Annotated in this window: 1 protein-coding gene; it reads right to left on the reverse strand. The window is 65.5% G+C overall.

The window, feature by feature from the left end:
- Window positions 1-41: 41 nt before the first annotated feature.
- The gene (locus LDJ84_RS07035) at window positions 42-13,595 is read right to left on the reverse strand and encodes a retention module-containing protein (RefSeq protein WP_226046112.1); all 13,554 of its coding nucleotides are present in this window, start codon (window positions 13,593-13,595) and stop codon (window positions 42-44) included.
- Between the last annotated feature and the right edge of the window lie 199 nt (window positions 13,596-13,794).

Consider the following 13,794-nt stretch of genomic DNA (forward strand, 5'->3'; position numbering starts at 1 on the left):
GTCAGAGCCTGACCGTTTGGCAGCCTTGCGGCAACCGCGGATCAGTGATGCTCAGTCTTGACCACCGGGTCGGAACCCGCCACCAGCTTGTTGACGATCTCGGTGGAGGTCGAGCCGTAGGCGGAGAGGTCGACGCCGCTCAGCTTGATGGTGACGTCCGCGGCACCGCCATTGTTGATCTGCCCGGTGGTGCTCACCTGCAGGGTCGAGGTCGTGGTGTCCACCTTCAGGTAGCTGAGGATGTCGTTGTGCGCGGCATCGGGCAGCAGGTCGCTAAGGTCGATGCGGTCACCCTCGCTGGCCTTGAAGTCGGTGATGGTCGCACTGCCGGTATCCCCCGCACGCCACAGGAAGGTATCGGCACCCGAGCCACCGGTGAGGGTATCGCTGCCCTTGCCGCCGATCAGGATGTCGTCACCCGCGCCGCCGTTGAGGATGTCGTTGCCCTCGTTGCCCACCAGCAGGTCGTTGCCGGCATCACCGTTGAGGGTGTCGTTGCCTGCGCCGCCATACAGCGAGTCATTGCCGTTGCCACCGTTGAGGGTGTCGTTGCCGGTACCGCCGTAGATGATGTCGTGGCCGTTGCCGCCGCTGAGGGTGTCGCTGCCATCCAGGCCGTGCAGCAGGTCGTTGTTGTTGCTGGCCGTGGTGCTGGTGGTGGTGGCGACGGTGACGGAGAGGGTGCCGCTGGTGCTGGCAGTGCTGCCGTCGGACTCGGTGGCGATGGCGGTGACGTTCAGGTTCAGCGTGCCGGTGTAGTTCACCGCAGTGAGCAGCTGCAGGTCGTGCAGTTGCGCCTCGGTGAAGGTCCAGGTGTCGGCGCCGGTCTTGGTCCCCGCCGTGAATGCTGCATCGGTCGGCACACCGCTGATCTTCACGCTCAGGCTCTCGGAGCCATCGGTGTCGGTCAGGCCGGTGGTCAGGGCGATGTCCACGGCCGAGCCGTAGGTCTTGCCGCCGAAGGTCACGGTGGTGTTGCTGATGGCCAGGCTGGAGTCCTTGCCATTGTCACCACCGTTGAGCACCAGCCAGTCGAAGTGGTAGTTGCCGCTCTGGGTCGCGGTGAAGCTCTGGATGCCGTTGCCGTTCACGCTGGCGCCCAGCTGTTCCGAGGAGGTCACCTGGATGACCTGCCTGGCGCCGGTGGGGTCAGTGACGACCAGGGCAACGATGTCGTTGAAGCCGTCCTGGATTTCGCTGACTGTGTTCTCGCCGTTGGTGAAGGCCCAGGTGAAGTTGATCTTGCTGCCAGCGGTGAGGCTGTAGTCCGAGCTGGTCAGAGCGCCGTCGATCACCGTGACGTTGCCCGGATCGTTCAGCGCGCCCTTGGGCGGGTCGATGGCGTTGAGGGCGTTGTTGGACAGGCCGGTTTCCTGCTCCAGCACGGCGCGGGTGACTTCCTGGGTGGTGCTGATGGTTACCGCACCCGGGTTGAGCTGGAAGATGCTGCCGCTGATCAGCTGCGGTGCATCGGCCACCGGGCTGACACTGACCGCGACGGTGCTGGTGGCGGTGCCGCCATGGCCGTCACTGACGGTGTAGCTGATGGTGTCGTTGCCGCTGAAGTTGGTCTTGGGCGTGTAGCTGAGAGTACCGTCGGTGTTGATCACTACGCTCCCGTTGCTGGCGCTGGCGGCGCTGACGGTGAGTTTGTCGCCGTCCACGTCGGTGTCATTGGCCAGTACGTCGATCTTGACCGACGTGTCTTCCTTGGTGGTGGCGGTGTCGGCCACCAGGGTTGGCGCGTCGTTCACCGCGGTGACGCCCACGGTGACGGTCGCGGTGCTGGTGCCGCCGTGGCCGTCGCTGATGGTGTAGGTGAAGCTGCCGGTACCGTTGAAGTCCTTGTTCGGCGTGAACACGACGTTGCCGCCGTCCAGCTTGACGGTGCCGTTCACCGCGCCCTGGACGCTGAGGATCGACAGGCTGTCGCCGTCTACATCACTGTCGTTACCCAGCAGGGTTTTCGGCGCGATGGTCAGCGGGGTGTCTTCATTGGTCACCAACTCGCCCACGGCGTGGGTCAGCGCGGTGCCGCCGACGGTTGCGTAGGTACCGCCCTGCGGACGCATCTCGACCTGCAGTTGGGCCTGGCCGCCTTGATCCCAGTAGACGATCTCGATGCTGTGGTTACCGCTCTGGGCGATGGTGAACACCGCCGATTCGCGGCCTGTCGGGCTCTGGTTCGCGTCGTAGCGGAAGACTTCCACGCCGTCGATCTTGATGCTGAAGCCATCGTCGGCGTTGACCCGCAGCTGGTAGTTGCCGGCGTTGAGGTTGATTGCGCCGGTCAGCTGGATGATCGCGTCGGAGGTGTTCGCCGGGTCGGTGTTCAGCGAGCCGGCGTCATTGCCCAGGAATTTCTGCAGGTTGCCGTCGCCGCCCAGGTCGCCGCCGCTGAGGTTGTAGCTCAGCGAAGTGGCGGTAAAGGTCGCGGCGGCGGCCTTGCCGGCGATAAAGGCTGCTACCTGGCTGAGGCTGGTGAGGTTGGCGCCATCGGTGCCTTCGCGGTAGCCCCAGTAGTTGCCTTGCAGACCGCTGAGGGTGAAGTTGTCGTTCACGGCCACCGGATTGTCGTTCACCGGGGTGACGTTGAGGGTGATCTTGTTCGGCGTAGCGTCGAAGGCGCCGTTGCTGTCCTTCACCGAGAAGGTGAAGTTGGCGTAGTTGTTGCCGTTGGCGTTGGCCGCCGGGGTGAAGACCAGCTTGCCGAGGTCGGCGGCGTCGATCACCTGGCCGGCAGTCACGGCGGTGCCGTTGAGCTTCAGGCTGCCGTTGGCGGGCAGGCTGTCGATGCGCACGGCGCTGAGGGCGTCGTTGTGGTCGACGTCGCTGAAGCCGAAGTCGGTCGCGCTGAAGCTGCGGCTGCTGTCTTCGTCGAGGGTGATGGTCTTGTCGGCGCCGTTGGGCGCGTCGTTGGCGCCATTGACGGTGATGGTCACGGTGGCCGGTGCGCTGACCGCGCCCTCGGCGTCCTTCGCCGTGTAGGTGAAGGTCACCTGGCGGCTCTCGCCCGGAGCGAGCGAGTCGAAGTCGGTACCGGGGTTGAACACGTAGCTGCCGTTGGCGTTGAAGGTCAGGCTGCCGTTGCCGCTGCCCACCCCTTGTACCAGCGCGTAGCCATTGGGGTTGACCGAGCTGTCGATATCGGTCGCCACCGGTACCTGGCTGCTGAGGGTGGTGTTCTCGCCGGTGGACTTGGTGTCGTTCTTGGCTTCGGGGGCATCGTTGACCGGGGTGACGTTGACGCTCACCACGGAGTCGGCGAAGCCGCCTTTACCGTCGCTGACGCGGACGGTGAAGCTGTCCGGGCCGTTGTAGTCCTTGGCCGGCGTGTAGGTGTAGTCGCCGGTGGCTGTGTTGAGCGTCAGTGTGCCATGGGCCACGCCGGTTTTTACGGCATAGCTCAGGGGGTCGCCATCGACGTCGCTGGCGACGATCTTGCCGGCAAGGGCGGTGTCCTCGGCGGTGGTCTTGGACTGGTCGGCGGTGGTCGGTGCGTCGTTGACCGGGGCGACGTTGACGTTCACCACGGAGTCGACGAAGCCGCCTTTACCGTCGCTGACGCGGACGGTGAAGCTGTCCGGGCCGTTGTAGTCCTTGCTCGGGGTATAGGTGTAGTCGCCGGTGGCGGTGTTGAGCACCAGCGTGCCATGGGCTGTGCCGCTCTGGACGGCATAGCTCAGGGTGTCGCCATCGACATCGGTGGCGACGATCTTGCCGGTCAGCGCGGTGTCTTCGGCGGTGGTCTTGGACTGGTCGGTGGTAGTCGGCGCGTCGTTGACCGGGGTGACGTTGACGTTCACCACGGAGTCGGCGAAGCCGCCTTTACCGTCGCTGACACGGACGGTGAAGCTGTCCGGGCCGTTGTAGTCCTTGGCCGGCGTGTAGGTGTAGTCACCGGTGGCGGCATTCACCGTCACGCTGCCGTGGGCCGGTGTGGCACCGGCTTTCACGGCGTAGCTGAGGGTGTCGCCATCGACGTCGCTGGCGACGATCTTGCCGGTCAGCGGGGTGTCTTCGGCAGTGCTCTGGTTCTGGTTGGCACTGGTCGGCGCATCGTTCACCGGGTACACGGTGACGTTGAGGTCGACGGTGCGGGTCGCCGCATCGTTGTTGCTGCTTTCGGTCGCCGTGGCGCTGACTTCCAGCTTGATGGTGCCGTTGAAGTCGGCCGGCGGAGTCAGGGTCAGGGTGTCGAGGTTCCAGCCCTTGAGGTCGACGCTGCTGTGGGTAGCGTCGGCGGTGAAGCTGTTCTTGCCGTCGCTCAGGGTGGCGCCGACCGGGATCTTGCCGATGCTGATCGACAGGGTCTCGGAGCCGTCGGTATCGACCAGCGAAGCCTTGATCTTCGACAGGTTGATCGCGCTGTCTTCGTTGCCTTCGTTGAGGCCGAACACCTTGTAGTGGCTCTGGCCGCTGCTGCCGGTCAGGTCGGTCAGGCGCTCGCCGCCCGCGGTCAGCTCACTGGTGTCGTGGTAGACCTGCGCGCTGCCGGTGCCCAGTACCTGCGCGGCGCTGCCATTGTCGGAGATGCTCAGGGTGTAGTTGCCCGGGCCACTCTGGTTGTGCTGGTAGAGCGCGATAGGGTAGTAGCCGCTCTCGGTCGGGGTGAAGGTGCCGCTGAATTTGCCGCTGCTGCCGCCCCAGGTGGCCTCGGCGACGGTGCTGCCGCCGATCACCAGGCGCACGCTGTCATCGCCCACGCCGGTGAAGGTGTAGGTGTGGCCGGCTTCGAGGAAGATCAGGCCACTGACCTTGGTGGCGGTGCCGGCGGTGACGTCGGTGTTGCGCACGCTGTCGGTGGAGCCGTGGGTGGTCGGGGTGCCGGCTGCGTCGATCTTCGCCTGCAGGTCGGCCGGCGATGCGCCGTTGCCGCCATTGCCCAGGGCCAGGCCGGTCCAGGTGTCCACGGTCAGGCCGGTGGCTTTCGGGTGGCTGCTGCTGCCGTCCAGGCTCAGGTTCGGCTTGTCCGCCACGGCCTCGATGCTCACCGCCACGGTTGAGGTGGACGTGCCGCCTTTGCCATCGCTGATGGTGTAGGTGATGGTGTCGGAGCCGCTGAAGTTCTCCTTCGGCGTGTAGCTCAGGCTGCCGTCCTGGTTGATCTCCACGGTGCCGTTGCCGGCACTGGCGCCGGTGACGATCAGGGCGTCGTGTTCGGCATCGGTGTCGTTGCCCAGAACGTCGATGCGGATCGCGGTGTCTTCGTTGGTGTGCGCGATGTCTGGCACGGCAACCGGGTTGTCGTTGGTGCCGGTGACGGTGATGGTGATGGTCTGCGGATCGCTCAGCGCGCCATTGTTGTCCTTCGCCTGGTAGGTGAAGGTGACGCTCTCGCTCTGGCCGGCGGCCAGGTGATCGAAGGCGGTACCGGGGGTGAAGGTGTAGCTGCCATCGGTGTTGAAGGTCAGCGAACCTTTGCCCTGTGCCACGTCGGTGGCCAGTTGATAACCCGCGATGGTGCCGTCGACGTCGGTGGCAACCGGGACCTGGCCGTGCAGAACAGTGTTCTCTTCGGTGGTCTGGGTGTCGGCGTAGGCGACCGGCTTGTCGTTGGTGCCGGTGACGGTGATGGTGATGGTCTGCGGGTCGCTCAGCGCACCGTTGTTGTCCTTCGCCTGGTAGGTGAAGGTGACGTTCTCGCTCTGGCCCTGGGCCAGGTGATCGAAGGCGGTGCCCGGGTTGAAGCTGTAGCTGCCGTTGGCGTTGAAGGTCAGTGTGCCCTTGCCGGCGGCGACGTTGGTCGCCAGCTGGTAGCTCGCGATGGTGCCGTCGATGTCGGTCGCAGCCGGTACATGGCCGTTCAGCACGGCGTTTTCGTCGGTGGTGACGGTATCGCCGAAGGCGGCCGGCTTGTCGTTGGTACCGATGATGTTCACGGTCACCGTGGCGCTGGTGCCATCGGCAGCCTTGACGGTGAAGGTGTCGGTCAGGGTCTGGCCCTGCTTCAGCTCGTTGTAGGCGCTGCTGGCGACGTAGGTCCAGTTGCCATCGGTACCGAGATTGAAGGTGCCGTACTTGCCGGCGACGTTGCTCTGGGCCTGGAAGCTGGCCGGGCCGTCGACGTCGGTGATGTTCAGCTTGCCGCCGGTGCTGATCGGCGCGTCGGTTTCATTCACGTCGCGTGAGCTGACACCGCTGATGACGGCGGCGTCGTTGCTGCCGGTAACGACGATGGTGATGGTCTGCGGACCGCTCACGGCACCGTTGTTGTCCTTCGCCTGGTAGGTGAAGGTGACGTTCTCGCTCTGGCCGGCGGCCAGGTGGTCGAAGGCGGTGCCCGGGTTAAAGCTGTAGCTGCCGTCCTCGTTGAAGGCCAGGGTGCCCTTGCCCTGGGCGAGATTATTGACCACCTCGTAGCGGACGATGGTGCCGTCGACATCGGTGGCGACCGGGACCTGGCCGTGGAGAACGGTGTTCTCTTCGGTGGTCTGGGTATCGGCGAAGGCCACCGGCTTGTCGTTGGTGCCGTTGATGGTCACGGTGACGCTGGCGCTGGTGCCGTCGGCGGCCTTCACGGTGAAGGTCTCGGTGAGCTTGTCGCCGACTTTCAGTTCGTTGAAGGCGGAGTTGGCGACGAAGCTCCAGGTGCCATCGGCAGCCAGGCTGAACGTGCCATAGCTGCCGGCGGTGCTGGCCTGGGGCTGGAAGCTGGCCGGGCCGTCGACGTCGCTGATGTCGAGCTTGCCGCCGATGGTGACCGGGGCATCGGTTTCGTTGGCGCTGCCGCTGGTCTGCCCGCCAATGATGGCCGCATCGTTGCTGCCGGTAACGGTGATGGTGACGGTCTGCGGGTCGCTCAGCGCACCGTTGTTGTCCTTCGCCTGGTAGGTGAAGGTGATGTTCTCGCTCTGGCCGGCGGCCAGGTGGTCGAACGCGGTGCCGGGGGTGAAGGTGTAGCTGCCGTCAGTGTTGAAGGCGAGGTTGCCTTTGCCCTGGGCGATGCCGGTGGTCAGCTGGTAGCTGGCTATGGTGCCGTCGATGTCGGTGGCGACCGGAACCTGGCCGTGGAGAACGGTGTTCTCTTCGGTGGTCTGGGTGTCGGCGTAGGCGACCGGCTTGTCGTTGGTGCCGTTGATGGTGACGGTCACGCTGGCGCTGGTACCGTCGGCGGCCTTCACGGTGAAGGTGTCGGTGAGTTGATCGCCGACTTTCAGTTCGTTGAAGGCCGAGTTGGCGACGTAGGTCCAGCTGCCGTCGGTGCCGAGGTTGAAGGTGCCGTGCAGGCCGGCGACGTTGCTCTGCGCCTGGAAGCTGGCCGGGCCGTCGACGTCGGTGACATCGAGCTTGCCGCCGAGGGTAACCGGGGCGTCGGTCTCGTTGGCGCTGCCGCTGGTCTGGCCGGTGATCACCGCCGCGTCATTGGTGCCGGTGACGGTAATGGTGATGGTCTGCGGGTCGCTCAGCGCGCCGTTGTTGTCCTTTGCCTGGTAGGTGAAGGTGACGTTCTCGCTCTGGCCGGCGGCCAGGTGGTCGAAGTCGCTGCCCGGATTGAAGGTGTAGCTGCCATCGCTGTTGAAGGTCAGCGAACCTTTGCCCTGTGCCACGTCGGTGGCCAGTTGATAACCCGCGATGGTGCCATCGACATCGGTGGCGACCGGAACCTGGCCATCGAGAACGGTGTTCTCCTCGGTGGTCTGGGCATCGGCGAAGGCCACCGGCTTGTCGTTGGTGCCGGTCACGGTGATGGTGATGGTCTGCGGGTCGCTCAGGGCGCCGTTATTGTCCTTCGCCTGGTAGGTGAAGGTGACATTCTCGCTGGCGCCAGCGGCCAGGTGGTCGAAGGCGGTACCCGGATTGAAGGTGTAGCTGCCGTTGGCATTGAAGGTCAGCGTGCCTTTGCCTTGCGCCACGTCGGTGGCCAGCTGGTAGCTGACGACGGTGCCGTCAACATCGCTGGCGGCCGGAACCTGACCGTTGAGCACGGTGTTCTCTTCGGTGTTGGCGACGTCGGCCGAGGCGACCGGGGCATCGTTGGTGCCGTTGATGGTCACGGTCACGGTGCTGCTGGTACCGTCGGCGGCCTTCACGGTGAAGGTGTCGGTGAGTTGATCGCCGACTTTCAGTTCGTTGAAGGCAGAGTTGGCGACATAGGTCCAGGTGCCGTCGGTGCCGAGGTTGAAGGTGCCGTGCAGGCCGACGACGTTGCTCTGCGCCTGGAAGCTGGCCGCGCCGTCGATGTCGGTGACATCGAGCTTGCCGCCGAGGGTGACCGGGGCGTCGGTCTCGTTGGCGCTGCCGCTGGTCTGGCCGGTGATCACCGCCGCGTCATTGGTGCCGGTGACGGTAATGGTGATGGTCTGCGGGTCGCTCAGGGCGCCGTTGTTGTCCTTCGCCTGGTAGGTGAAGGTAACGTTCTCGCTCTGGCCGGCGGCCAGGTGGTCGAAGTCGCTGCCCGGATTGAAGGTGTAGCTGCCATCGCTGTTGAAGGTCAGCGAACCTTTGCCCTGTGCCACGTCGGTGGCCAGTTGATAACCCGCGATGGTGCCATCGACATCGGTGGCGACCGGAACCTGGCCATCGAGAACGGTGTTCTCCTCGGTGGTCTGGGCATCGGCGAAGGCCACCGGCTTGTCGTTGGTACCGGTCACGGTGATGGTGATGGTCTGCGGGTCGCTCAGGGCGCCGTTATTGTCCTTCGCCTGGTAGGTGAAGGTGACGTTCTCGCTGGTGCCAGCGGCCAGGTGGTCGAAGGCGGTACCCGGATTGAAGGTGTAGCTGCCGTTGGCATTGAAGGTCAGCGTGCCTTTGCCTTGCGCCACGTCGGTGGCCAGCTGGTAGCTGACGACGGTGCCGTCGACATCGCTGGCGGCCGGAACCTGACCGTTGAGCACGGTGTTCTCTTCGGTGCTGGCGACGTCGGCCGAGGCGACCGGTGCATCGTTGGTGCCGTTGATGGTCACGGTCACGGTGCTGCTGGTACCGTCGGCGGCCTTCACGGTGAAGGTGTCGGTGAGTTGATCGCCGACTTTCAGTTCGTTGAAGGCAGAGTTGGCGACATAGGTCCAGGTGCCGTCGGTGCCGAGGTTGAAGGTGCCGTGCAGGCCGACGACGTTGCTCTGCGCCTGGAAGCTGGCCGCGCCGTCGATGTCGGTGACATCGAGCTTGCCGCCGAGGGTGACCGGGGCGTCGGTCTCGTTGGCGCTGCCGCTGGTCTGGCCGGTGATCACCGCCGCGTCATTGGTGCCGGTGACGGTAATGGTGATGGTCTGCGGGTCGCTCAGGGCGCCGTTGTTGTCCTTCGCCTGGTAGGTGAAGGTAACGTTCTCGCTCTGGCCGGCGGCCAGGTGGTCGAAGTCGCTGCCCGGATTGAAGGTGTAGCTGCCATCGCTGTTGAAGGTCAGCGAACCTTTGCCCTGTGCCACATCGGTGGCCAGTAGATAACCCGCGATGGTGCCATCGACATCGGTGGCGACCGGAACCTGGCCATCGAGAACGGTGTTCTCCTCGGTGGTCTGGGCATCGGCGAAGGCCACCGGCTTGTCGTTGGTGCCGGTCACGGTGATGGTGATGGTCTGCGGGTCGCTCAGGGCGCCGTTGTTGTCCTTCGCCTGGTAGGTGAAGGTGACGTTCTCGCTGGCGCCAGCGGCCAGGTGGTCGAAGGCGGTACCCGGATTGAAGGTGTAGCTGCCGTTGGCATTGAAGGTCAGCGTGCCTTTGCCTTGCGCCACGTCGGTGGCCAGCTGGTAGCTGACGACGGTGCCGTCGACATCGCTGGCGGCCGGAACCTGACCGTTGAGCACGGTGTTCTCTTCGGTGCTGGCGACATCGGCCGAGGCGACCGGGGCATCGTTGGTGCCGTTGATGGTGACGGTCACGGTGCTGCTGGTGCCGTCGGCGGCCTTCACGGTGAAGGTGTCGGTGAGCTTGTCGCCGACGCCCAGCTCGTTGTAGGCGCTGTTGGCGGTGTAGGTCCAGCTGCCGTCGGTGCCGAGGTTGAAGGTGCCATGCAGGCCGGCGACGTTGCTCTGCGCCTGGAAGCTGGCCGCGCCGTCGACGTCGGTGACAGTCAGTTGGCCGCCGGTGGTGATCGGTGCATCGGTCTCATTGACGCTCACGCTGGCCACGCCGCCGATGACGGCCGGGTCGTTGGTCCCGGTGACGGTGATGGTCAGGGTCTGGGTATCGGTCGCACCGTGTTCGTCGGTGACGATGTACTTGACCACGATGTCCTTGGTCTCGCCTTCGGCAAGGGACTGGTAGGCCGGGTTCTTGCCGTCGAAGGTCCAGCTGCCGTCGGTCTTCAGGGTGAAGCCGGCCGGCGGGTTGCCGGAGACGCTGAAGCTCAGCTTGGCGCCATCGTCCACGTCGGTGGCGGTGAGCTGGCCCTTGCTGACCTGGTCTTCCACTGCCGCAGCGGTGGCGGCATCAGCGCGCGGAGCATCGTTGGTGCCGGTGACGGTGATCACCAGGAAACTCTGGGTGCTCGCGCCGTGTTCGTCGGTGACGGTGTAGGGAACGTTGATGACCTGCACCGCACCGGCTTTCAGGTGCTGGTAGGCGGCATCGCTGGCGTCGAAGCTCCACTTGCCGTCGCTGCCCAGGGTCAGGCCGGCCGGGGCGGCCTGGTTGAGGCTGAAGGTCAGCTGGGCGCCGTTGTCGACGTCGATGGCCTTGAGCTCGCCGCTGATCTGCGCGTCTTCGCGGACGAAGGTCAGCGAGGGCAGGGCGATCGGCGTGTCGTTGGTGCCGGTAACGGTCAGGGTCAGGGTGTTGGTGCTGGTGGCGCCGTGTTCGTCGGTGACGGTGTAGTCGATCGACAGGACCTTGGTCTCGCCGGCGGCGAGGCTCTGGTAGGCCGGGTTCAGGCCGTTGAAGGCCCAGGTGCCGTCCTTGAGCAGGGTGAAGCCGGCCGGTGCCTTGTCGTTGAGGCTGAAGCTGAGCTTGGCGCCATCGTCCACGTCGGTGGCGACCAGTTTGCCGAAGCTGAGCTTGTCTTCAGTGCCCGCTGCGCTGGCAGCCTGGGCCACCGGCGCATCGTTGGTGCCGGTGATGGTGATGGTCAGGCTGCTGGAGCTGGTGGCGCCGTGCTCATCGGTGACGGTGAACGGCACCTGGATGGTCTGGGTGGCACCGGCTTTCAGGTGCTGGTATTCGCTGACGCTGGCATCGAAGGACCACTTGCCGTCGGCATCGACGCTGAAGCCGGCCGGGGCAGTCTTGTCCAGGGTGTAGGTGAGCTTGGCGCCATCGTCGGCGTCGGTGGCGGCGAGTTGGCCGCTGATCTGCGCGTCTTCCTTCACGGCGCCGCTGGTGGCGCTGGCCACCGGTGCATCGTTGGTGCCGTTGATGGTCACGGTCACGGTGCTGCTGGTGCCGTCGGCGGCCTTGACGGTGAAGGTGTCGGTGAGCTTGTCGCCGACATTCAGCTCGTTGTAGGCGCTGTTGGCGGTGTAGGTCCAGGTGCCGTCGGTGCCGAGATTGAAGGTGCCGTGCAGGCCGGCGACGTTGTTCTGGGCCTGGAATGTGGCCGGGCTGTCGACGTCGGTGATATCGAGCTTGCCGCCGAGGGTCAGCGGGGCGTCGGTTTCATCGGCGCTGCCGCTGGTCTGGCCGGTGATTACCGCCGCGTCGTTGGTGCCGGTGACGGTGATGGTGATGGTCTGCGGGTCGCTCAGCGCGCCGTTGTTGTCCTTCGCCTGGTAGGTGAAGGTCACGTCGCGGGTCTCGCCCTCGGCGAGGCTGTCGAAGTCCTTGCCGGGGTTGAAGCTGTAGCTGCCGTCCGGATTGAAGCTCAGGCTGCCGTTGCCCTGGCCGACGTCAGTGGTCAGTTGGTAGCCGGTGACGCTGCCGTCCACGTCGCTGGCGGCCGGAACCTGGCCATTGAGAACGGTGTTCTCCTCGGTGGAGGCGGTGCCCGGCTGGGCAACCGGCGCATCGTTGGTGCCGGTGACGGTGATGGTGATGGTCTGCGGGTCACTCAGCGCACCGTTGTTGTCCTTCGCCTGGTAGGTGAAGGTCACGTCGCGGGTCTCGCCCTGGGCGAGGCTGTCGAAGTCCTTGCCGGGATTGAAGCTGTAGCTGCCGTCCGGATTGAAGCTCAGGCTGCCGTTGCCCTGGCCGACGCCAGTGGTCAGCTGGTAGCCGGTGACGCTGCCGTCCACGTCGCTGGCGGCCGGAACCTGGCCGTTGAGCACGGTGTTCTCTTCGGTGGTGGCAGCGCCCGGCAGGGCGACCGGCGCGTCGTTGGTGCCGGTCAGGGTCACGGTAAGCGTGGCGGTGCTGGTGGCGCCGTGCTCGTCGGTGACGGTGTAGGGCACCTGCACCACCTGGGTCTCGCCCTCGGCCAGGTGCTGGTAGGCCGGGTCCTTGCCATCGAAGGTCCAGCTGCCGTCCGGCTTCAGGGTGAAGCCCGCCGGCGGGTTGCCGTTGGTGGTGAAGGTGAGGGTGCTGCCGGTGTCGCGGTCGGTGGCCACCAGTTGGCCGCCGATCACGCTGTCCTCGGTGACGCTGGCCTGGCCATCCTGGGCGACCGGCGTGTCGTTGGCGCCCTGCACGTTGATGGTGATGACGCGGGTGTCGGTAGCGCCGGACGGGTCGGTCACGGTGACGGTGAAGCTTTCGCTCGGGTTCTGCCCCTGGGGCAGGGCGTTCACCGCATTGGCGTCGACCACATAGGTGTAGCTGCCGTCGGCGTTGACGGTCAGTTCACCGTAGGCGCCCTTGGCGCTGCCGCTCCAGGTCAGGTTGGTGTCGTCGACGTCGGTGGCGGTCAGTTGACCCTTGATGTCGGCGAAGCTGTCGTTGGCGGCGGTGTCGGTGACGGTGCTGGTATAGGTGCCAGTAGCCACCGGAGCGTCGTTCACCGGGGTGATGCCGACGTTCACCACCAGGGTGCTGGTAGCGCCACGGGCGTCGGTGACGATCACGGTGAAACTGTCGGCGCCGTTGTAGTCGCCGTTCGGGTTGTACTGCCAGGTGCCGTTGGGATTGAGCACCAGCAGGCCATTGGCCGGGGCCTGGCCGACGCTGTAGCTGATGGTGTCGCCATTCGGATCGCGGGCGGCGAAGGTGCCCGTGAGCAGGGTGTCCTCGGCGGTGGTGAGGTTCAGTACACCGTTGCTGCCTTCGCTGAATTCGGGCGCGAGGTTGGGCGGCAGGTCGCCCTGGCGCTCGTCGCCGGCGGAGCCACCGTTGTCCAGGCCGGCGGTGGTGTAGCCGATGTTCGGGTCGACGTGCCCGGCGGTGGCATCGAGCATCACGAAGCTGTGGCCGCCACCGACGCCGCCATTGCCACCTGCCGACGGAGCGGCACTGGGGCCCGCCGCGGTAGGTGCGAGGGCCTGGGTCGGGTCGAGGCCAGCGGCGATGGCCTTCTGCAGGTCCTCGGTGCTCGGAGCGTTGGCCGGCTGCGCGGCTGCGTGGTGCGTCTCGGCCTGCGGCAGGTCGGCGCTGCTCCACTGGCTGTCCCGGCCCAGGTCCACCAGCTTGCCCTTGCCGACGTCGAGCGTCACCGCTCCTGCGGCGCCGGTGAGCAGCTGTTCGCCCTGGTAGATGCGGTCACCTTCGACCAGGACGCGCTGGACGCCCTCGGGGGATACCGCAATCACTTGGCCGATGATGCTTTTCACGACGGCGACGACGCTGCTCATGCACTTCTCCTGGTGAGGCTTGCCTGGTTGCCGACCGGGCCGCACGGAGGTCGGCGCCAGGGGCATTCCCTTGTCTGTAAGAGCAAAAACTTGGCGTCAAAAACATGGCTTATAGCGGATGGAAATTACGTATATGCCAATGTATTGACCATTCGATTGCCATCCTAAACAATTGGCAAATCGATGTCACTTTGATATC

The sequence above is a fragment of the Pseudomonas sp. HS-18 genome, assembly GCF_020401845.1.
GTDB lineage: Bacteria > Pseudomonadota > Gammaproteobacteria > Pseudomonadales > Pseudomonadaceae > Pseudomonas > Pseudomonas nitroreducens.